General features: G+C 62.6%; 21 protein-coding genes. 7 read left to right on the top strand and 14 right to left on the bottom strand.

From position 1 onward, the window contains the following. Window positions 1-45: 45 nt before the first annotated feature. Both ACSQ8R_RS22000 and ACSQ8R_RS21995 read right to left on the bottom strand, forming a co-directional pair. Entirely contained in the window at window positions 46-606 is a 561-nt protein-coding gene (locus ACSQ8R_RS22000) for a glyoxalase superfamily protein (protein WP_436255325.1), read from the bottom strand. Window positions 607-828: 222 nt separating this feature from the next. Continuing rightward, the gene (locus tag ACSQ8R_RS21995; RefSeq protein WP_436255324.1) at window positions 829-1,188 is read right to left on the bottom strand and encodes a hypothetical protein; all 360 of its coding nucleotides are present in this window, start codon (window positions 1,186-1,188) and stop codon (window positions 829-831) included. A 128-nt stretch (window positions 1,189-1,316) separates the two neighbouring features. Between ACSQ8R_RS21995 and coaBC the strand changes: the two genes are divergently transcribed. After that, entirely contained in the window at window positions 1,317-2,522 is a 1,206-nt protein-coding gene (gene coaBC, locus ACSQ8R_RS21990) for a bifunctional phosphopantothenoylcysteine decarboxylase/phosphopantothenate--cysteine ligase CoaBC (protein WP_436255323.1), read from the top strand. 3 nt (window positions 2,523-2,525) lie between these two features. On the opposite strand, the gene ACSQ8R_RS21985 is transcribed toward coaBC, so the two are convergent. Continuing rightward, on the bottom strand, window positions 2,526-3,320 hold the full coding sequence (locus ACSQ8R_RS21985) for a class II glutamine amidotransferase (RefSeq protein WP_436255322.1): 795 nt from the start codon (window positions 3,318-3,320) through the stop codon (window positions 2,526-2,528). Between the two features lie 194 nt (window positions 3,321-3,514). Between ACSQ8R_RS21985 and otsB the strand changes: the two genes are divergently transcribed. Further along, window positions 3,515-4,324 (top strand): trehalose-phosphatase, encoded by an 810-nt coding sequence (gene otsB / locus ACSQ8R_RS21980; RefSeq protein WP_436255321.1) that lies wholly within the window; start codon window positions 3,515-3,517, stop codon window positions 4,322-4,324. Between the two features lie 17 nt (window positions 4,325-4,341). After that, window positions 4,342-5,718: an alpha,alpha-trehalose-phosphate synthase (UDP-forming) gene (gene otsA, locus ACSQ8R_RS21975; RefSeq protein ID WP_436255320.1), complete on the top strand. Its 1,377-nt coding sequence runs from the start codon at window positions 4,342-4,344 to the stop codon at window positions 5,716-5,718. 103 nt (window positions 5,719-5,821) lie between these two features. Here the strand turns inward: otsA and ACSQ8R_RS21970 are convergent, their stop codons facing one another. Further along, entirely contained in the window at window positions 5,822-6,529 is a 708-nt protein-coding gene (locus tag ACSQ8R_RS21970) for a glutathione S-transferase family protein (RefSeq protein WP_436255319.1), read from the bottom strand. A gap of 111 nt (window positions 6,530-6,640) precedes the next feature. Between ACSQ8R_RS21970 and ACSQ8R_RS21965 the strand changes: the two genes are divergently transcribed. Both ACSQ8R_RS21965 and ACSQ8R_RS21960 read left to right on the top strand, forming a co-directional pair. After that, the gene (locus ACSQ8R_RS21965; protein ID WP_436255318.1) at window positions 6,641-7,534 is read left to right on the top strand and encodes a LysR substrate-binding domain-containing protein; all 894 of its coding nucleotides are present in this window, start codon (window positions 6,641-6,643) and stop codon (window positions 7,532-7,534) included. A 62-nt stretch (window positions 7,535-7,596) separates the two neighbouring features. After that, window positions 7,597-8,541, top strand: a complete 945-nt coding sequence (locus ACSQ8R_RS21960) for a threonine/serine dehydratase (RefSeq protein ID WP_436255317.1) — start codon at window positions 7,597-7,599, stop codon at window positions 8,539-8,541. Between the two features lie 15 nt (window positions 8,542-8,556). On the opposite strand, the gene ACSQ8R_RS21955 is transcribed toward ACSQ8R_RS21960, so the two are convergent. Continuing rightward, window positions 8,557-10,140: a peptide chain release factor 3 gene (locus ACSQ8R_RS21955; protein ID WP_436255316.1), complete on the bottom strand. Its 1,584-nt coding sequence runs from the start codon at window positions 10,138-10,140 to the stop codon at window positions 8,557-8,559. A gap of 98 nt (window positions 10,141-10,238) precedes the next feature. On the opposite strand from ACSQ8R_RS21955, the gene dut reads away from it, so the two are divergent. Then, window positions 10,239-10,709, top strand: coding sequence for a dUTP diphosphatase (dut, locus tag ACSQ8R_RS21950; RefSeq protein WP_436255315.1), 471 nt, complete (start codon window positions 10,239-10,241; stop codon window positions 10,707-10,709). Window positions 10,710-10,839: 130 nt separating this feature from the next. Continuing rightward, a complete protein-coding gene (cysK, locus tag ACSQ8R_RS21945) occupies window positions 10,840-11,808 on the top strand; it encodes a cysteine synthase A (protein WP_436255314.1) in 969 nt (322 codons plus the stop codon). Between the two features lie 262 nt (window positions 11,809-12,070). Here cysK and ACSQ8R_RS21940 read toward each other — a convergent pair whose 3' ends face one another. From ACSQ8R_RS21940 to rsmI, 9 genes are all read right to left on the bottom strand, one after another. Continuing rightward, on the bottom strand, window positions 12,071-13,606 hold the full coding sequence (locus ACSQ8R_RS21940; RefSeq protein WP_436255313.1) for a YifB family Mg chelatase-like AAA ATPase: 1,536 nt from the start codon (window positions 13,604-13,606) through the stop codon (window positions 12,071-12,073). A 195-nt stretch (window positions 13,607-13,801) separates the two neighbouring features. Then, complete coding sequence (gene gshB, locus ACSQ8R_RS21935; RefSeq protein WP_436255312.1) at window positions 13,802-14,752, bottom strand: glutathione synthase; 951 nt, start codon at window positions 14,750-14,752, stop codon at window positions 13,802-13,804. 75 nt (window positions 14,753-14,827) lie between these two features. After that, window positions 14,828-15,331, bottom strand: a complete 504-nt coding sequence (locus ACSQ8R_RS21930) for a cupin domain-containing protein (RefSeq protein ID WP_436255311.1) — start codon at window positions 15,329-15,331, stop codon at window positions 14,828-14,830. Between the two features lie 108 nt (window positions 15,332-15,439). Then, complete coding sequence (locus ACSQ8R_RS21925) at window positions 15,440-16,540, bottom strand: sn-glycerol-3-phosphate import ATP-binding protein UgpC (protein WP_436255310.1); 1,101 nt, start codon at window positions 16,538-16,540, stop codon at window positions 15,440-15,442. 2 nt (window positions 16,541-16,542) lie between these two features. Beyond that, complete coding sequence (gene ugpE, locus ACSQ8R_RS21920) at window positions 16,543-17,391, bottom strand: sn-glycerol-3-phosphate ABC transporter permease UgpE (protein ID WP_436255544.1); 849 nt, start codon at window positions 17,389-17,391, stop codon at window positions 16,543-16,545. A 9-nt stretch (window positions 17,392-17,400) separates the two neighbouring features. Next, the gene (gene ugpA, locus ACSQ8R_RS21915; protein WP_436255309.1) at window positions 17,401-18,285 is read right to left on the bottom strand and encodes a sn-glycerol-3-phosphate ABC transporter permease UgpA; all 885 of its coding nucleotides are present in this window, start codon (window positions 18,283-18,285) and stop codon (window positions 17,401-17,403) included. A gap of 66 nt (window positions 18,286-18,351) precedes the next feature. Further along, window positions 18,352-19,680, bottom strand: coding sequence for a sn-glycerol-3-phosphate ABC transporter substrate-binding protein UgpB (gene ugpB, locus ACSQ8R_RS21910; protein ID WP_436255308.1), 1,329 nt, complete (start codon window positions 19,678-19,680; stop codon window positions 18,352-18,354). Between the two features lie 123 nt (window positions 19,681-19,803). Continuing rightward, window positions 19,804-20,202 carry a YraN family protein gene (locus ACSQ8R_RS21905; protein WP_436255307.1) on the bottom strand — a complete coding sequence of 133 codons (399 nt, stop codon included), beginning with the start codon at window positions 20,200-20,202 and terminating at the stop codon, window positions 19,804-19,806. Beyond that, on the bottom strand, window positions 20,189-21,106 hold the full coding sequence (rsmI, locus tag ACSQ8R_RS21900) for a 16S rRNA (cytidine(1402)-2'-O)-methyltransferase (protein ID WP_436255306.1): 918 nt from the start codon (window positions 21,104-21,106) through the stop codon (window positions 20,189-20,191). The genes ACSQ8R_RS21905 and rsmI overlap by 14 nt, the downstream gene beginning before the upstream one ends. Window positions 21,107-21,327: the final 221 nt, after the last annotated feature.

The following is a 21,327-nucleotide window of genomic DNA, read 5'->3' as shown; positions in this document are numbered from 1 at the left end:
TGCCGGTAAAGGCCGCTGCCGCTCCCTATGCCGGGTCCTGTCAGATCAAGCCTGCGGCTTGATCTCCCGCTCGCAGAAGGTAATGCGGTTGTTGAACGGGTCGGTGACCGTCACTTCCAGACCCCAGTCCGCCTGTTCGAGGCCCGGCTTCATGTACGGGTAGTTCTTGCCGATCAGCTCCTGCTGAAAGGCGCGCGCACCCGTTATCGGCACGAAGACCCGCGCCCCCGGCGAGGCATCGCCCGCATGTTCGGACAGGTGCATCAGCATGCCGCTTCTCGAAATCTGGCAATAGAGAGGGAAATTTTCGCCGAAGCGATGTTCCCAGTCGACCGTGAAGCCCAGGAAATCGTGGTAGAATTCCATCGCCTTGTCGACTGAGAAGATCCGGAAGATCGGGATCGCCGGCTGGATCGAAACCGCATCCGGCTTCCTTTGTTGCGGTTCTGCGGCATCGATCTTTGCGGCAAGAATGTTCCAGTTGTCATAGCCGAACTGTGTCGCAACCAGCTCCAGGGCCTGGCTATGGGTCAGCTCGACCTTACGCTCGGCAAGCGCCTCGCGCAGGCTTTTCGCCATCAGTTTCGCATCGCGGAAATCGCGCATCTCATCATCCTTTCAACGGGCGAACGAGAGCCTCTTGGGCCCATCAATCAGCGCCCGCATTACTGACCCGTTCGTCATCATTGGCCGGATCGGCAAAAGGATGAGAGGCAGTGGATGCGTTCACCTGGACGCCGGAGCGCCGCGGGCGGCTGGCCGCATCCGGCCGCAAACAGGAGTAACTTACTCCAGAATCTAACGCAAGATGCAAGAACCGCCTTCCTGTCAGTGCGTGACAGGCTCCCGGAAAATGCGGCCCTCTTTCGCCTTCGCGCCTGCCTCGAAAAGGGGGCGCGTCGAGCCGGCGACGATGTCGGTGGCCGCGGCGGTGGCGCTCTCGATCGCCTCGCCGGCCACGCCCGCGGCAAGCGCACGTTTGCGGCCTTTCGTGTTGCCGGGCTTACGGATGTCGGTACGCTCATCGGTCAGCACCGCGGCCGCTGCACCGGCGCCGGCGACGAGCGCTCTCGCCAGCATCTGCCGGCCGGTGCGGCTCGCGAGCATATTGCGCAGCAGGGACGACTTGCGCACGGATTTCGGCACCTTGAATCCGGCGATCTTCTTCGGAACGATCTTCTTTGTCATGGCGGTTCTCCCTTTGCTGCTGAACTCCCATCGGCTGCAACTGTTCCGCGGCGCCGGCGATGCGCAAGACAATTGCAACTTGGCGGCCAAAGGCTTAGCTTCCGGCCATTGTGGTATCGGGTACGAGCATGGAACTTTCTGGCAAGCGCATCCTTCTGATCATCTCCGGCGGCATCGCGGCCTATAAGAGCCTCGACCTCATCCGCCGGCTCCGCGAGAGGGGCGCCTCCGTCCGGCCGGTGATGACGAGGGCGGCACAGGAATTCATCACGCCGCTCGCGGTCGGCGCGCTCTCTGCCAGCCATGTCTATATCGATCTGTTTTCCCGCGAGGACGAGCAGGATGTCGGGCATATCAGGCTTGCCCGCGACAACGACCTCGTCATCGTGGCACCTGCCAGCGCCGACCTGATGGCCAAGATGGCGCATGGGCTGGCGGACGATCTTGCGAGCGCCGTGCTGCTCGCCACCGACCGGCCGGTCCTGATCGCGCCCGCCATGAACCCGAAAATGTGGACCGCGCCCGCGACCAGGCGCAATGTCGAGATGCTGAAGACCGACGGCATCCATTTCGTAGGTCCGATGGCGGGCGAGATGGCCGAAAGCAACGAGGCCGGCACCGGCCGCATGGCCGAGCCGCTTGAGATCGTCGCGGCGGCGGTCAAACTGCTGGACGGCGCACCGAAGCCGCTCGCCGGCAAGAAGGTGATCGTCACATCCGGCCCGACCCACGAGCCGATCGACCCGGTGCGTTACATCGCCAACCGCTCTTCCGGCCGGCAGGGCCATGCGATCGCGGCAGCGCTCGCAAAGCTCGGCGCGGATGTGACGCTCGTCTCCGGACCGGTGACGATTGCCGATCCGGCAGGCGTGAAAACCGTGCATGTGGAACGCGCAGAGGAAATGCTGGAAGCCGTGATCGCCGGTCTTCCGGCCGATATCGCCGTCATGGTGGCGGCGGTTGCCGACTGGCGCGTCGCCTCGTCGGCCGGCCAGAAGATCAAGAAGCAGCCGGGCGAGGCCCCGCCTCCCCTGTTGCTGACCGAAAATCCGGACATCCTGAAGACCGTCGGGCATCACGAAAAGCGGCCGAAGCTGGTGGTCGGCTTTGCCGCAGAGACCCAGGATGTCGAAAAGAACGGCCGCGCGAAACTGGAACGCAAGGGCGCCGACCTGATCGTCGCCAACGACGTCTCACCGGAAACCGGCATCATGGGCGGCACCCGCAACCGGGTGAAGATCATCAGCGCCAACGGCATCGACGACTGGCCAGATCTCGACAAGGACGAGGTGGCGGAGCGCCTTGCGGCACTGATCGCTTCGAAGCTGGGATAGATTTCAGGCTGCTTCGGACAGGGCCTTCGGCCGGAAAAGCGTGACCTGCATGCCATCGGCGCCAACCACGACGGCGCTGCCGTCCGGGATTTCCACCCAGGTATCGGCCTCATCGTTCAGCGGTTCGGACACCAGGCAATGCCCCGTCTCGCCGCCCATCGGGGCCGCGTAGAGCGTTGGCGGCTTGTGGTCGGTGGCGTAACGCACGGCGTAGAGTTCCCGACCGTTGGAATAGGCGGCGGTGAAGCGTACCAATGCCTCTCCCGATTTTTCCATCGACAGGTCTTCGACCATGGCGATGGCCTTTTCCATGGCCCGGAGCGGATCGGCGTCTAGCCCGAACTGCAACGCGAGCAGGAAGAGAAGTTCGGAATCCGTCGTGCCGGTGCGGGCGTCGAACAGCGCATCCGAGAGCATGCCCTCCATGTGCCGGCGGATGCGCTCGAAGCCGGAGATCTGGCCGTTATGCATGAACGACCAGTGGCCCTGGACGAAGGGATGGCAGTTGTCGCGCCGCGTCGCGCCATGGGTTGCCGCCCGCACATGGGCAAGGAAAAGCGGCGAACGGATCTGCCGCGCAAGGCTTTTCAGATTGCAATCGGACCAGGCGGGCAGGATGTCGCGGTAGCGGCCGGGTTCCGGCCGGTCGCCATACCAGGCGATGCCGAAACCATCACCATTCGTCGCGGTCTTGGCGCGGGTGGCGCAATGAGACTGCTCTATCAGGGAATGGGCAGGCGAGGAGACGAGTTCTTCCAGATAAAGAGGTTCGCCGCGATAGGCTGCCCAACGACACATGGGTCTTTATGCTCCAACATTGCCGCTCGTCTGCGGCCTGAAAATCCAAGAACTTCAAGGTCTCGACAATTGCTTAACGAAACATGAAGCCGGCACCTTCATGACAGCTTTTTGGCAAACGGCGTATCACTTTTTGCGACAACACGTTGTCTTTCGAGGTTGCCCCAGCAGTTTGATTGCCTAGATATAGGCAGATGTCGCGTAAAGAACAGTCGAGCCCAGCTACAGCAGAAGTGCCCCTTCCGGAGGATCCCGTTCTCAGAAAACTCGTCCTCGAACCTGAGCGATGGGCGCTGTTTCTCGATATCGACGGCACGCTGATCGACCTTGCCGAGACCCCGGACGGGATCGTCGTACCGCCGGAACTGCCCGAAAACCTGCATCGTCTTTCCATGAGGCTCGGCGGCGCGCTGGCGCTGGTCACAGGCCGGGCTCTTCCTTATGCCGACCAGCTTTTCACACCGTATAAGTTTCCGATCGCAGGCCTGCACGGCTCGGAGCGCCGCGATCCCTCCGGGGCGATCAGCCGTGTCGGGACCGATGCCGCGTTCGAGGATCTGAAGGTGGCTCTTATCCGTGAAGCCAGCCAATGGCCGGGCGTTCTGGTGGAGGACAAGGGCGCGGCCGTCGCCGCCCATTATCGCCAGGCGCCGGAGCAACGCGAGGCGGTCGAGGCGGCCATGCCGCGCTACCTCGACAGGGCAGGTCCGGACTTCACGCTCCAGCACGGCAAGATGGTGATGGAAATCCGGCCGGCACAGGCGAGCAAGGGCCACGCCCTGCGGGCCTTTCTCGATCAGCCGCCCTTCCAGGGCCGCAAGCCGATCGCGATCGGCGATGATCTGACCGACGAGGCGATGTTCCGCGTCGCCAACGAGCTCGGCGGCCACTCCATCCGCATTACGGAAACCGAAGCGGAGACGCTTGCCAGATCCACCCTCCCCTCGGCTGCGGCTCTGCGCGCGGCGATCACTGCCCTGGCGAGTGACACCAGATCCGCATGAGCTGAAAGGACAATATATTGAGCCGACTTGTCGTCGTTTCGAACCGTGTCACCCTTCCGCAAAAAAGCGGCGACGCCCCAGCCGGCGGGTTGGCCGTCGCGCTGCAGGCCGCCCTGGAGGAGCACGGCGGCATCTGGATGGGATGGTCCGGCAAGTCCAGCGGCGCGAAGGAGCCGGCGCCGCTCGACATGCAGCAGCATGGCAACATCACCTATGCGCTCACCGATCTCACCAAGACGGATGTCGAGGAATATTACCACGGGTTTGCCAACCGCGTGCTTTGGCCGATCTGTCATTACAGGATGGATCTGGCGGAATATGGACGCAAGGAAATGGCCGGGTATTTCCGCGTCAACCGCTTCTTTGCCCATAAGCTGGCGCCGCTCATCCAGGAAGACGACATCATCTGGATACACGACTATCACCTGATCCCGCTTGCCGCGGAACTGCGCCAGATGGGTCTCAAGAACAAGATCGGGTTCTTTCTTCATATTCCCTGGCCGCCGGCGGACGTGCTCTTCACGATGCCGGTGCACGAGGAGATCATGAAGGGGCTTTCGTATTACGATCTGGTCGGGTTCCAGACAGACCACGACCTCGCCAATTTCGTCGGCGGGCTTATACGCGAAGGCATCGGCGACGCCCTGGAAGGGGGTAAGCTCAGTTCCTACGGGCGCACCTTCAAGGGTGGCTTCTATTCGATCAGTATCGAGACTGCCGCATTTGCCGAATACGCGAAGAAAGCGGCCAGCAACATCATGGTGCGCAAGGCCAAGCAGAGCGTCGAAGGCCGCGACCTGATCATCGGCGTCGACCGGCTGGACTATTCCAAGGGCATCACCCAGCGAATCGATGCGTTCGAGCACTTCGTCAAATCCAACCCCGCCCATCACAACCGCGTCACCTACCTGCAGATCACCCCGAAATCCCGATCCGAAGTGCCGGAATACGAGCAGATGCAGCGCATGGTGGCCGAACAGGCAGGCCGCGTGAACGGTGCCATCGGCACGGTCGACTGGGTGCCGATCCGCTATATCAACCGCTCGATCGGCAGGCCCGTTCTGGCAGGCCTATACCGGCTCGCCAGGATCGGGCTCGTCACACCGCTTCGCGACGGCATGAACCTGGTCGCCAAGGAATATGTCGCGGCACAGGATCCGGAAAACCCGGGCGTACTGGTGCTATCGCGTTTTGCGGGTGCGGCGCGCGAACTCCGCGGTGCGCTGCTGGTCAATCCTTATGACATCGAAGGCACGGCGAACGCGATTGCGCGCGGCATCAACATGCCGCTCGAAGAGCGCAAGGAACGCTGGGGCCGCATGATGGAGCATCTCCTCGAACACGACGTCACCCGCTGGTGCGACGACTTCCTCAAGGATCTCACCGGGGCTTAGGTTCCTTAAGACCTCCGAGGATCAACCCCGGATACCACTTCCCGCAGAAGCCGTGGCGCCATCAGGGTCGCCACGACTGGGCTGTGCACATGGATATCGGCAATCACGCCGCCTGCTTCAGAGATCCGAGCGCTTCACCGAGGCTCACATGGCCGAGGAACTGGCCGCTTGTCTGCGCCTCCTCCTGGTGCTCGATGGCCCAGGCGAACCGTACCGCCGGGTCCTGCTGCATACGCTCGTAAAGCGCATTCAGCGCCGGATACTGCCGCCGGTCGACGACCTGATGGAAATCGTTCCAGCGAGCGATACCGGCGAAATAGGCGTCCGCAAAACTCTTCTCATCGCCGAGCAGCCAATCCCGGCCGCCAAGCAGCTTTTCGAGCTGGGCATGCGCCTTCTCCATCTTGGCGATACCGTAAGCACGGAGAGCCTCCTTGGCCTGCGGGTCCAGCTCATGCTCGACCGCGTACCAGAGCGGGCTGAAGGCGTTGAAGAACCCGGTATTCAAAAAAGCCAGCATCTGGTTCAGCCGGTCGAACTTCTCCGATTTCGGATCGAAGCCCCAGCCCTTCCCCACCGTGCGGGCGGCGATGTGGCTGAGGATCGCCAAGCTCTCGCTCATCACCCGGCCGTCCGGCAGCATCAGCGACGGTGTTTCGCCAATCGGATTAACCGGCTTGTAGGCGTCGCTCGAAACCACGGCCGGCATTTCGACACGGCACAGCCGATAGGGTGCGCCGGTCCATTCGAGCGCCACGATCGAGCCGAAGGAACATCCTTCCGGCACGCCATAAAAGAGTATCGGTGTCATTTCATCACTCCTTGGATTGAAATTCTGAGGCACCGGCAATATGATTTTGTGGACGCCGGCGCGATAGACATCGATTTTCCGCCTTTAAGTCTATGCATATGGACGCTGAGAATGACTTTACCCAACCTCAACGATCTCTATTTCTTCGTGCAGGCGGTGGAGCACGGCGGCTTTTCCGCGGCAGGCCGCCGGCTCGGCCTACCGAAATCCACGGTCAGCAAACGCGTGGCGGAGCTGGAGGACCGGCTCGGAGTGCGGCTGATCCAGCGGACATCCCGCAGTTTCTCGCTGACCGATCTCGGCCGGGATTTCTTCCGGCACGCGCAGGCGTCGGTGATCGAGGCGGAGATGGCGGAAACCATCGTGCGTACCCATCTCGGCGAGCCGAGTGGCATCGTGCGGATGACGGCTGCGGTGCCGACCGCGCAATTCGTGCTCGCCGATCATCTCGCCGAGCTTTCGGCACGATATCCAAGGCTACATCTTTCGCTGCATGTCAGCGATCGGTTTGTCGATATCGTTCAGGAAGGTTTCGATATCGCGGTGCGCAGCCATCAGGCGCCGCTGCCGGATTCGACGCTGCTGCGGAAGAAGCTTGCGACCGACCCTTTTTTCGTCGTCGCCTCACCGGATTATGTTCGCACCCAGGGCGAACCTTTGCGGCCGGAGGATCTTGCAGGGCACGGGGCGGTCACCGCCGGCCCGACGGATATGGTCTGGAAGTTGTCCTCGGAGGATGGCGAAGCGGTCGTCGTGACACCCAGATCCGTGCTTTCCGCCGACGAGCCGATGGTGATCATGAAGGCAACGATGGCAGGCCTTGGCCTGACCTGCCTGCCGACTTCCGTCTGCCGCGGCGCGCTTGCCGAGGGCAGGCTGATCCGCCTGCTGCCCGAGTGGACGGCCGGCAGTATCACCACGACGATCCTGATGCCGCATCGGCGCGGGCAGCTTCCCGCGGTGCGTGCCGTCGTCGATTTCCTCAGCGAACGGATCGGCGCCTGAAGGGACTTTCATTTCCGTGTTTTGCCGGATACCCATGGCCGTCCCATTCCCAAGAGGCCATCATGTCGATCGAAAACACCGTCACGCCCGAACGTATCGCGGAGACCGAAAAGCTCATCCGCCCGCATATCCGCCGCACGCCGGTCATGCGCGTCGATATGCGCGATTTCGGGGGGACACCACTGCCGGTCGATCTGAAACTCGAACTGCTGCAGCATTCCGGCTCGTTCAAGGCCCGCGGTGCCTTCACCAACCTCCTGACGCGCAAAGTCCCGGCAGCGGGCGTCGTTGCCGCATCCGGCGGCAACCACGGAGCGGCGGTCGCCTATGCGGCGATGCGGCTCGACGTGCCAGCGCATATTTTCGTACCGAGCGTGGCCTCGCAGGCGAAGATCGACCTTATTCACTCCTATGGCGCTGAACTGGTGGTCGGTGGCGACCGCTACAACGATGCGCTGGCGGCGAGCCAGGCCTACGTGGCGACGAGCGGCGCAATTGCCGCGCATGCTTATGACCAGGTGGAAACCCTGCTCGGACAGGGCACGCTCGGCAAGGAGATCGAGGACGACCTGCCGGAGATGACGACGCTACTCGTCGCGGTCGGCGGCGGCGGACTGATCGGGGGCATTGCCTCGTGGTTCAGGGGCCGGGTGAAGATCGTTGCGGTGGAATCCGACGGCGCGCCGACGCTGTACGAAGCCTTCAAGGCCGGCCGCCCGGTCGATGCGCCGGCCGGCGGCATTGCGGCGGATTCGCTTGCGCCAAAGCAGGTTGGCGAACTGATGTTCCCCGTTGCCCAGAAATTCGTCCAGCCGCCGGTCCTGGTGACCGACGACGAAATCCTCTCCGCTCAGAAGGCGCTGTGGGCCGGCGCACGCATCGTCGCGGAACCGGGTGGCGCCGCGGCCTTTGCGGCTCTGCTCTCCGGCAAATATGTTCCCGGCCCGGACGAGCGCGTCTGCGTCCTCGTCTGCGGGTCGAACACGACGGCGGTCAAGTTCGCCTAAGATGACCTCATGATATCAGGCCGCCTTGGCGACCTGATATTCCTTGATGGCGACCATCTTGATCGCCGGATAACGCTCCGACTCGTAGCGCAGCGAAAAGCTGTCCTGCGCCAGGAAAACCGGATCGCCATCGAGATCGCGGGCGATATCGCCGCGCTTCACCGTCAGGAACTTGTCGAGATCGGCCTGGTGATCGGCAGAAATCCAGCGGCAGATCGAGAAGCGCGACATTTCGAAGGAGACCGGCAGGCCGTATTCGCCCTGCAGCCGTTCCTTCAAGACGTCGAGCTGCAGCGCGCCGACGACGCCGACAATGGCCGGCGAGCCGTCTTCCGGCGAGAAGAGCTGCACGACGCCCTCTTCCGCCATCTGCTGCAGCGCTTCCTTGAGCTTCTTCGCCTTCATGGCATCCTCCAGCCGGACGCGGCGGAGGATTTCCGGCGAGAAGTTCGGCACACCCTGGAACACCAGTTGTTCGCCTTCGGTCAGCGTATCGCCGATGCGCAGCGTGCCGTGGTTCGGGATGCCGACCACATCGCCCGCGTAGGCGGTGTCGGCCAGCTGGCGCTGGGACGCAAAGAAGAACTGCGGCGCCGTCAGCCCGAGCTGCTTGCCGGTGCGCGACAGCCGCGCCTTCATGCCGCGCTCCAGCTTGCCCGAGCAGATGCGCGCAAACGCGATGCGGTCGCGATGGTTCGGGTCCATGTTCGCCTGGATCTTGAAGACGAAGGCCGTCATCTTGTCGTCCGTCGCATGCACAGTGCGGATGTCCGCCACCTGGTCTCGCGGCGGCGGGGCAAAATCACCCAGCGCATCGATCAAATCGCGGACGCCGAAATTCCGCAATGCCGAACCGAAGAAGACCGGCGTCATGTGGCCTTCGAGGAAAGCCTTGCGGTCGAACGGCCGGCAGGCCTCGATTGCCAGTTCCGTCTCCTCGATGAAGGCGGCGCGCTCGTTTTCCGGCAGGCGGTCGGCAACGCTCTGGGGGCCGTTGACCGGCGTTACCTTAACCTCGGTATCGGAACCGCGCACCGTGTTTTCGGCCAGATGATAGGAGCCGCAGAACGTCTTCGAACGGCCGATCGGCCAGGTGATCGGCGCAGTGTCGAGCGCCAGCTTCTCCTCGACCTCATCGAGGATCTCGAAGGGATCGCGGCTTTCACGGTCCATCTTGTTGATGAAGGTGATGATCGGGATATCACGCATGCGGCAGACTTCGAACAGTTTCAGCGTCCGCGGTTCGATGCCCTTGGCGGCGTCGATGACCATGACCGCGGCATCCACCGCCGTCAGCGTGCGATAGGTATCGTCGGCGAAGTCTTCGTGGCCGGGCGTATCGAGGATATTGAAGACGTTGCCGTCATATTCGAAGGTCATCACCGAGGTGACGACCGAGATGCCGCGCTCGCGCTCGATCTTCATCCAGTCGGACCGGGTCTGGATGCGGTCCTTCTTCGCCTTGACTTCGCCGGCGAGCTGGATCGCGCCGCCGAACAGCAGCAGTTTTTCGGTCAGCGTCGTCTTGCCCGCGTCCGGGTGGGCAATAATTGCGAATGTGCGGCGGCGGGAAACCGCCTCGGCAATCGTTTCGGGCATTTTTTCTAGATCCTTTACGTTGCCGCGTATCTAACGACTCCGTGGATAACTTTCAATTCGTGTTTGACCGGAGCGACCCTCGGTCGCCAAATGACCTGATGAACATCCATGCCCCCTCCTCGCCGAAGCTGAACCTGATCCGGCTCGCCCACGGCGCCGGCCTCGACCTGCCGGCCTATGAAACCGCTGGCGCCGCCGGCATGGACCTGCGCGCCGCCGTCGAGGACGGCATGCCGCTGACGATCGCGCCCGGCAAACGGGCGCTGGTGCCGACCGGCTTCATCTTCGAAATCCCGGAAGGGTTCGAGGCGCAGATCCGGCCGCGCTCCGGTCTTGCCTTCAAGAATGGCATCACCTGCCTCAACACGCCCGGCACGATCGACAGCGATTATCGCGGCGAGGTGAAGGTACTGCTCATCAACCTCGGCGACGAGGATTTCGTCATCACCCGCGGCATGCGCATCGCCCAGATGGTGATCGCGCCGGTGACCCAGGCTCGGGTGGCTGAGATTTCCGAGGCGACCGCCACCGCCCGCGGCGTCGGCGGCTTCGGCTCGACCGGCCTCTGAACGAAACAGCGTTCTCGTTCCCGACGACTTCCGGGAACAAAATTTCCATTTCGCTTGCCGTCGGGTTCCACCTTGCTGGCTTTCGCCGGGAACACGCCCTACGTTCTCTCTAAATCCTAGGGAGAGCACCATGCCAGAGACCAGAAAGCCGGGCCGCGGCCGAATCTATTCGTCGATCACCGAAACCATCGGCGACACGCCGATCGTGCGCCTCGACAAGCTGGCCAAGGAAAAGGGCGTGAAGGCCAATCTTCTGGCCAAGCTTGAGTTCTTCAACCCGATCGCCTCCGTCAAGGACCGTATCGGCGTGGCGATGATCGAAAGCCTGGAGGCCGAGGGCAAGATCACTCCTGGCAGGACGACGCTGGTCGAGCCGACATCCGGCAATACCGGCATCGCACTCGCCTTCGCCGCTGCCGCCAAGGGCTACAAGCTGATCCTCACCATGCCGGAAACCATGTCAATCGAGCGGCGCAAGATGCTGGCCCTGCTCGGTGCCGAACTGGTGCTGACCGAAGGTCCGAAAGGCATGAAGGGGGCGATCGCCAAGGCGGAAGAACTGGCCGCCTCGCTGCCGGATGCGATCATCCCGCAACAGTTCGAAAACCCGGCCAACCCGGAAATCCATCGCAAGACGACGGCCGAGGAAATCTGGAACGATACCGACGGCAAGATCGACATCTTCGTCTCCGGCATCGGCACCGGCGGCACGATCACCGGTGCCGGCCAGGTGCTGAAGGAGCGCAACCCGGCACTCAAGGTCATTGCCGTGGAGCCCGAGGAGTCACCGGTACTCTCCGGCGGGCAGCCCGGCCCGCACAAGATCCAGGGCATCGGCGCAGGTTTTGCGCCAAAAATCCTCGACACGCACATCTATGACGAGATCGTCACCGTCAACAGCAGCGAGGCCATGGAAATGGCCCGTCTCGTAGCAAGGCTCGAAGGCGTACCGGTCGGTATCTCTTCCGGAGCGGCGCTAACCGCCGCCATCGAAGTCGGCAGCCGGGAGGAAAATGCCGGCAAGACCATCGTCGTCATCATCCCCTCTTTCGCCGAACGCTATTTGTCGACCGCGCTTTTTGAAGGGTTGGGTAGTTAGCTGCACTTCTTCAGGTCGTCATCCTCGGGCTTGACCCGAGGATCCAAGGCCAAGCCCACCAAGGTTGACTACGTTAGAGCGCGTCGCCAGGCGGATGGATCCTCGGGTCAAGCCCGAGGATGACGACGGAAGGGTATGCTATCCGCGTCGGCCTAAGCGCGGTCCGCCTAAAGGCCTGGTCATCGGTGACGACCTGCCCTGGCCGCAGAGCAAATTCATCGCCACCTCCCAGCCCTCGCAACCCCATCCCCAACCTTCCGCCTCATGCCGCGGCCGTCGCCAGCCGTTCGCCGGTCATGCGATAGGAAATCGCCTCGGCGAGATGAATGCGGCCGACCGTGTCCTTGCCGTCGAGATCGGCGAGCGTGCGCGCCACCTTCAATATGCGGTGGTATCCGCGTGCGGAGAACTTGAGTTTTTCCGCCGCATCCCGCAGCAGCTGAAGGCCGCCCGGATCGGGTTCGGCGATCTTCTCGATCAGCGCCGTCGAGCAGCGGGCATTGGTGAGCACACGCGGATAACCGGCCTGTTCGAACCGCTCCCGCTGCCTGTCCCGCGCAGCCGCCACGCGCCGGGCGACATCCGCGCTGCTTTCTGCCGGCATCGGACGAATGAGATCCGCCGCCGAGACTGCCGGCACGTCGATGCGGATATCGATCCGGTCCATCAGCGGCCCGGAAATGCGCCCCTGATAGTCCGACATGCATTTTGGTCCACGGGCGCAGGTATGGCCGGGTTCGCCCGCCATGCCGCAGCGGCATGGATTCATGGCCGCGACAAGCTGGATACTGGCGGGATAGGAAACGCGATGATTGGCACGGGCGATAACGCATTCGCCGGTCTCCAGCGGCTGGCGGAGCGCGTCCAGCGCCTGCGGCGAGAATTCCGGGAATTCGTCGAGGAAAAGCACGCCGTGATGGGCAAGCGACGCCTCCCCCGGCCTGGCGCGCAGGCCACCGCCCACCAGCGCCGCCATGGTCGCCGAGTGATGCGGCGTGCGGTAAGGCCGGCGGTCGGAGAGCTTGCCGCCGGAAAGCTGGCCGGCAATCGAATGGATCATCGACACTTCCAGCAGTTCGGCGGCCGAGAGCGGCGGCAGGATGGACGGCAGCCGGGCGGCAAGCATGGATTTTCCGGAGCCGGGCGGACCGACCATCAGAAGGTTGTGCCCACCGGCGGCGGCGACTTCCAGCGCACGCTTGGCGGATTCCTGGCCCTTGATATCGACCAGGTCCGGCAAATTGCCAGGCAAGGCGCGGATCGCCGGCTGCGGACGCGAGATGACCTGGGTGCCGCGGAAATGGTTGGCGAGCGCGATCAGGCTGCGCGGCGCGACGATGTCGATCTCGGCCCCTGCCCAGGCGGCTTCCGCGCCGCTGTCGGCCGGGCAGATCAGACCCTTCCCCAGGACGTTGGCGGCGATTGCCGCCGGAAGCGCCCCGGCGACGGGCGCAAGCGTGCCGTCGAGGTTCAGTTCCCCAAGCACCACATAACCGGCGAGAGCGTCTCCGGGAACGGCGCCCAGCGCGGCCATCAGGGCGAGCGCGATCGGAAGGTCGAAATGGGAGCCTTCTTTCGGCAGGTCGGCCGGCGCCAGATTGACGGTGATCTTCTTCGGCGGCATGGCAAGGCCCGATGCGTGCAATGCGGCCTGCACCCGCTCGCGGCTCTCGGCCACCGCCTTGTCCGGCAGGCCGACGATATGCATGTTGATCTTGCCCGGGCCGACCATGACCTGCACATCGACCGGAACGCCTTCTATGCCCTGGAATGCGACTGTGCTGACGCGCGAAACCATATCCACCCCGCCCCTAACTTGATGTCCAGGACGCCAGCGATACACGCTTTCCGTGCCAGGAATTGCAATCTGGCATGGAAATCGGAATGAAACAAGAACATTCAACGAACAATTTCACGCATCCGCTGCATGTGGGTTGCAGGCGGTTGCATCACGGGAACAAAGGCGATCCGTATCCGAAACGCCTTGCCCTTATCAGGCGCGTTTTGCCTCGATTGCATCCCAAAGGAGGCCTGCGACGTCGGCGCCGCCGAATTTTTTGACTTCGCGGATACCGGTCGGGGATGTGACGTTGATCTCGGTCATATAGTCGCCGATCACATCGATGCCGACGAAGATGAAGCCGCGCTCGCGCAGGGCGGGTCCGATGCGGGAGCAGATCTCCTTCTCGCGCGGCGTGATCTCGGTCGCCTCGGCGCGGCCGCCGACATGCATGTTGGAGCGGCTGTCATGTTCGGCGGGAACGCGGTTGATCGCGCCGACCGGTTCGCCGTCCACCAGAAGGATGCGTTTGTCGCCCTTGCGCACGGCCGGCAGATAGGCCTGGGCGATATAGGGTTCGCCGCGATACATCTGGCCGAACATTTCGAGCAGCGAGGTGAAATTGCGGTCGTCGCGGGCGGAATGGAAAACCCCGGCGCCGCCATTGCCGTAGAGCGGCTTCAGGATGATGTCGCCCAGCTCCTCGCGGAAACGGGCGATTTCGCCCGGATCGCGGCTGATCAGCGTTGCCGGCATCAGATCGGCGAACTCCGTGACGAAGATCTTCTCCGGCGAGTTTCGCACCCAGGCGGGGTCGTTGACGACAAGCGTCTTCGGATGGATGCGCTCGAGCAGATGGGTCGAGGTAATGTAGCCCATGTCGAAGGGCGGATCCTGGCGCAAATGGACGACGTCCATCTGCGAGAGATCGACGCGTTCCTTCTCTCCGAGCGTGAAATGATCGCCCTTGACGTCGCGCACCTGCAACGGCTCGACAGCGGCGAAGATCCTGCCGTCACGCATGGTCAGGCGGTCGGGAGTGTAGTGAAACAGCTCGAAGCCACGCGCCTGCGCTTCGAGCGCCATGGCGAAGGTGGAATCGCCGGCAATGCCGATGCCGGAAATATGGTCCATCTGGAACGCGACCTTGCGGATTTTCGCCATGACTTCAGCCCCCTAGGATTGGCCCGCCTGATGTAGGATGGCGGGCTTCCAAAGGCAACTGCAATCGGGCCACTATCACGCGGAGATGCCGACCTGCGTCTTTGCCCGCAACATGTTGCGCAGGCGGAAAAGCATGGCGATCGGCTTCGGGAAGGGCCGGCGGATGAAGGCGACCTTCTTCAGATATTTGTCGATGCGCCAGGTGGCCCAGGTCCGGCCCTTGAAATAGGCGACATCGCCTGCCTGGAGAACGCGCTGCGTGCCGTCTTCGGCAGTGACGTGCACCTCGCCCTCAAGGATCACCACTGTTTCGTCCCAATGGAAGTACCAGCGGAACTCGCCCGCCGTACATTCCCACACGCCGGTCGTCGCGCAATCGTCCTCGGCGGTGGAATGAGAACCGGCACGTGCCTGCGGATCGCCGGCGATGACCCAGGTCGGCTCGATCGGCATCGGCTTCATTTCGAGAGAATGCGGACAGGCGCCGACAAAGGGTTTCACCCTCGGCTTCTCAGGTGCGTAGGACCTGGACCGAAATGCAATTGCCGCTGCGGTCGCGGCGAGGACATGCCAACTCATCTTTCCCCCGGAAGCTGTCAATTCGGGGAGATGCTACCGGCAAAGAGTAAGCCGGCTCTTCAGGCCGATGTTAGGATTTTAACGATCGGCCTGAATTTTGAGACTCTCTCAGAGAACCGGTTCGACCGGCGCAAGCTTTGCCTCGGCCGGAACGTTGCCCGGCAGGCGCTTGCCCGTTTCGATCGAGAAGAAGTGCAGGCGCCTGGCGTCGATGGCAATGCGCATGTCCGGCGACAGCGCGATCTCGGGAGAAACGGCGGCGGTAATCTGCTGGTCGCCGACCGTGCCGTGGATCAGGCGCTGGGCACCCAGTTCCTCGGTATATTCGAGGCGGAAAGGCAACGCCTCTTCGTCGTCGCGAGCGATGCGCAGATCCTCGGCGCGGATACCTACGGTGACGGCACCGGACGTCGGCGCAAAACCGTTGAGGCCGATCATCGCCGGGCCGATCGCCAGCCTGTCGCCGTGCAACTCGCCCTTGACGAGGTTCATGGCCGGCGAGCCGATGAAGCTCGCGACGAAGGTGGAGGCCGGCGCGTGATAGACTTCCAGCGGTGCGCCGATCTGCTCGATCTGGCCGCCGTTCAGGACGACGAGGCGGTCGGCCAGCGTCATGGCCTCGAGCTGATCATGGGTGACGTAGATCGACGTGGTGCCGAGGCGGCGCTGCAGGCGCTTGATCTCGCCGCGCATGGAGACACGCAGCTTCGCATCGAGGTTGGAAAGCGGCTCGTCGAACAGGAAGGCGGCTGGCTTGCGCACGATCGCGCGGCCCATGGCGACACGCTGGCGCTGGCCACCGGAAAGGGCACGCGGCTTGCGTTCCAGATACTGGGTGATCTCCAGCATGCGGGCGGCTTCAGCGACGCGGGCGTCGATCTCGGCTTTCGGCGTGCCGCGGTTTTTGAGGCCGTAGGCGAGGTTGTTGTAGACCGTCATATGCGGATAGAGCGCATAATTCTGGAAGACCATGGCGATATCGCGGTCGGCCGGTTCGACCTCGTTGACGACCCGCGAACCGATCTTCACCTGGCCTTCGGAAATCGTCTCCAGGCCGGCGATCATGCGCAGAAGCGTGGACTTGCCGCAGCCGGACGGGCCGACCAGGACGATGAACTCGCCGTCGGCGATGTTCAGCTTGATATCGGTGACCGCCCGGACATTGCCGGTATAGACCTTGCCGACGTTTTCGACATCGATGGAAGCCATGATTATTTCTCCGTCTCAACCAGGCCTTTGACGAACAGGCGCTGCATGAAGATGATGACGAGCACCGGCGGCAGGCCCGCCAGGATGACGCCGGCCATCACGAGGTTCCACTGGGTATCGCCATCAAGCACGGAAGCAAGCCGCTTGATGCCCATGACGACGGTGTAATAGTGCGGCTCGGTGGTGATCAGCATCGGCCAGAGGTACTGGTTCCAGCCGTAGATGAACATGATGATGAAGAGAGCGGCGATATTGGTGCGCGACAGCGGCAGAAGGATATCGCGGAAAAATTTCATCGGACCGGCGCCATCGACGCGGGCCGCTTCCATCATCTCCTCCGGCACGGTCAGGAAGAACTGCCGGAACAGGAAGGTGGCGGTCGCGGACGCGATGACAGGAATGACGAGGCCGGAATAGGAATTCAGCATGCCGAGATCGGCGACGACCTTGTAGGTCGGCAGAATGCGCACTTCCACCGGCAGCATCAGAGTCATGAAGATCAGCCAGAAGGCCGGCACCCGCAGCGGAAAGCGGAAATAGACGATCGCGAAAGCCGAGATGATCGAGATGGCGATCTTGCCGACTGCGATCAGGATGGCCATCGCCAGGCTGTTTGCCAGCATCAGCAGGAAGGGCGGTGCGCCGGCTGTCGATTCACCCGAACCGAGCAGATAACCGTAATTGGCTGAGAGCTGATCGCCGGGCAGAAGCGGCACGACCCCGGTCATGAAGTCCGTCGCCCCACGCGTCGAAGCGACGAAGGCGAGGTAGACCGGAAACACGACGGTCAGCACGCCGATGATCAGGACCAGATGGGTCAGGAAGGTGAGAAAGGGACGATTTTCGACCATCATGGCACCTCAATACTGAACTTTGCGCTCGATCCAGCGGAACTGGACGACGGTGAGGACAACCACGATCAGCATCAGGATGACCGACTGCGCGGCGGAAGGTCCGAGGTTCAGGCCGATGAAGCCATCCGCATAGACCTTGTAGACAAGGATATTGGTGGATTGGGACGGCCCGCCGGAGGTGGTCGCATCGACGATGCCGAACGTATCGAACATCGCGTAGGTGATGTTGATCACCGCCAGGAAGAAGGTCGTCGGCGACAGCAGCGGGAAAACCACGGTCCAGAAACGCTTGAAAGGACCGGCCCCATCGATCGCAGCGGCCTCAGTCAGAGATTGCGGCACGGACTGAAGCCCTGCCACGAAGAACAGGAAATTGTAGGAAATCTGCTTCCAGGCGGCGGCGATGATGATCAGCACCATGGCATCGCCGGTGTGAAGACGATGGTTCCATTCGTATCCGAGGAAACTCAGCAGATAGGGAATGATGCCGACGCTGGGGTTGAACATGAACCACCAGAGCAGGCCGGCAGCCGCCGGTGCCACCGCATAGGGCCAGACCAGCAACGTCGTATAGAACCGGCCCGAGCGCAGCACGCGGTTGACCGCGACGGCGAACATCAGGGACAGGCCCATCGACAGAACCGTGACGCCGACCGAAAAAACGAACGTCGCTCCAAGCGCATTCAGATAATCGGGATCGTCCAGCAGACGCGTGTAATTCGCGAACCAGACGAATGTCGCCTTCAGGCCAAACGGGTCCTGGCGCAGGAACGACTGCCAGATCGCCTGTGCGGCGGGCCATACGAAAAAGATGAGCGTGATGATCAGCTGCGGCGCCAGCAGGAAATAAGGCAGGACGCGACTTTGAAAAACGGTGCGCTTGGTTTGCATGGCGAGATGTGCCCAAGGAAATGCCCTCCCCGGGGATCGGGAAGGGCTTGAGGTTTAAGGCGATGCTTAGTTGGAATTCGAAGCTTCGAATTCGCGCAGGACAGCGTTGCCAGCCTTGGCAGCATCGTCGAGAGCCTGCTGGCCGGTCTTCTTGCCGGACAGGACTGTTTCGAACTGCTGGTCGATCAGGTCGCGGATCTGGGTCAGGTTGCCGAAGCGGACGCCCCTGGAGTTGTCCGACGGCGTGCCGCGGGTGATCTGCTTGATGGCGATGTCGGAACCCGGGGTCTTTTCATAATAGCCCTGCTTCTGACCAAGCTCGTAAGCGGCGTTGGTGATCGGCAGGTAACCGGTGAACTGGTGCCAATCGGCCTGGACTTCCGGCTTGGAGAGGTAGGTGAAGAACTTGGCAACGCCCTTGTAGACGTCGGGGTTCTTCTGGCCGTTGAGCGTCCAGAGCGTGGCGCCGCCGATGATCGAGTTCTTCGGATCCTTGGTGACCGTGTCGTCGTAAGGCATCGGCGCGAAGCCGACCTTGAAGCCCTTGGCGTTGTTGATGACGCCGGCGCGCGACGCGGAGGAGCCCATGTAGACGGCGCATTGTTGCGCGTAGAACATCGGAGCCGTTTCAGCACCGCCGCCCGGGCCGCCGTACTTGAAGACCTTGGCGTCCTGCCACTTCTTGAGGTTATCCCAGAAGGCAGCCTGTTCCTTGCCGTTGAACTTGAACTCGGTCTTCAGGCCGCCGAAGCCGTTCTGAAGCGTGCCGTAGGGCAGGTTCTGGATGGCCGAGTAGTTTTCGAGCCCGACCCAGGTCGCAGCGTAGGACAGCGTGAAGCCGCAGGCAGCCGCGCCGGAATCGACGATCTTCTTGCCCATGACGGCAAGTTCGGCCCAGGTCTTCGGGGCAACTTCAGGATCAAGGCCAGCCTTCTGGAAGACGTCCTTGTTGTAGTACATGATAGGGGTCGAGGAATTGAACGGCATCGACAGGATGTTGCCCTGCGCGTCCGAATAGTAACCGACGACCGGGGCGAGGAAGCCCTTCGGATCCCAAGGCTCCTTGTTGTCGGCCATCAGCTTGTAGACCGGGTAGACGGCGCCCTTGGCGGCCATCATCGTGCCGGTGCCGACTTCGAAGACCTGGACGATTGCCGGCTGCTGGCCCGCGCGGAAGGCGGCGATAGCGGCAGTCAGGGTTTCCGGATAGGTGCCCTTGAAGACCGGGACGACCTTGTAATCGCTCTGGCTGTCGTTGAACTTCTGAGCGATCTCTTCGAGCTTCTTGCCGAGCTCGCCGCCCATGGCATGCCACCAGGTGACCTCGGTCGCAGCAAGCGACGAGGTCGCGGACAGTGCGACCGCGAGCGCGGCCATCGAAAGCTTTTTGAACATTTTAAGGTCCTCTCCACCTTTGTTGGGGTGAGGATCGCAATAGGGCTAGGCTGTGACAGGCCCTTAACAGTTTCATGTCAGAAATGTTACATTGCACACCTATGCAACAATTTCACATCATCGTCAGAAAGCGTTCACAAAATGCCGCGGCAGACGGCCTGGAAGCACCGCGATCACGTCGTAACGCAGGGACAATCCTGCGGCATCCTTCCGCTTTGAAAGCCAGATATCGCTTGCGGCTCGAATTCGCTTCTGGGTGGCGTAGCCGACGGCATCGATCGCCTCCTGTTCGCCGATCCGCGCCTTGACCTCGACAAAGGCCACCAGATCGCCCTTGCGGACGATCAGATCGATCTCCCCGAGCCTGGTGCGGTAGCGGATCGCCAGAACTCGATAGCCCTTGGCCAATAGATAAAGTGCGGCGAGATATTCCGAGACATGGCCCCATCGCTGAGCCTTTTGCCGCTCGGCAGTCTGCCGCCCAGGCCGGCGGCGTTTCAGGCCTGGGTCACTCTCCGCCACCCGCCTCGCCTTTCAGGTCCAGAAGCCGCTGATAGAGATCCTTGCGCGGCAGTCCTGTCACGCGGGCAGCCTCGGCGGCTGCCTTGGCGGCCGGCATGGAGGCTGAAAGCTGGCGCAGCAGGACGTCCACCTCGACCTCGCCGGGAGGCTCCTCGGCCTCCGGCGGTGCCAGCAGCAGCACGATCTCGCCTTTCACGACGCGGTCGCCATTATAATAGGCGGCAAGCTCTTCCAGCGTGCCGCGGCGGAACTCTTCGAAGGTCTTGGTCAGTTCGCGGCAGACTGTCGCACGCCGATTCGCCCCCAGCACGTCGGCGGCGGCGCCAAGCGTCGCTCCGATGCGATGCGGCGATTCAAAGAAAATCAGCGTCGCCGGCACTTTCGAAAGCTCGGCCAGCCGGTCGCGCCGGCCCTTGTCCTTGACCGGCAGGAACCCGGCGAACAGGAACGCATCGGACGGCATGCCGGAACCGACAAGGGCTGCGAGCGGCGCGGAGGCACCGGGGATCGGCACGACCCTGTGGCCGGCTTCGATCGCCATCTGGCCAAGCCGGTAGCCGGGATCGGAGACCAGGGGGGTGCCGGCGTCGGAGACCAGCGCCACGGACTTCCCCTCTTCCAGTGCCGCGATGAGCTTCGGCCCCACTTCGTCGGAATTGTGCTCGTGATAGGCATAGGGCCGGTTGACGATGCCGTAACGATCGAGCAGCACGCGGGTCACCCGGGTATCCTCGCAGGCCAGCACATCGGCGCCGGACAGCGTTTCGAGCGCCCGCAGCGTGATGTCGCCGAGATTGCCGATCGGGGTCGCGACCAGATAAAGCGCCGGCTCCAGCGGCCGCGCCGGCACGAAAGTATTGGCGACGCGATAGCCGCGCTGGCTGCTCTTCAGGTCATCGGTCAAGGGATGTCACGCACAGATGGATGGTCATGAGCCTTTATGGGCAAGCCGGCCGGCTTCGGCAAGTAAAGCGCAAGCTGTTGAGAACGCATATTTTCTGTGTGCAGTGCGTGAGACAGACGTGAAATGACTTGCTAACGCCTTGTTCACCTCTTGCTTTTGGAATGCGTTGTCTGCCATTTTGCCGGTCCACATCATCCGGCTCGCCCAAAGCCGGCAGAATA

Source organism: Neorhizobium sp. LjRoot104 (assembly GCF_964253725.1).
GTDB lineage: Bacteria > Pseudomonadota > Alphaproteobacteria > Rhizobiales > Rhizobiaceae > Neorhizobium.
Note: the sequence above shows the minus strand (reverse complement) of the source record. Positions and strands in the feature narration are given on the sequence as shown.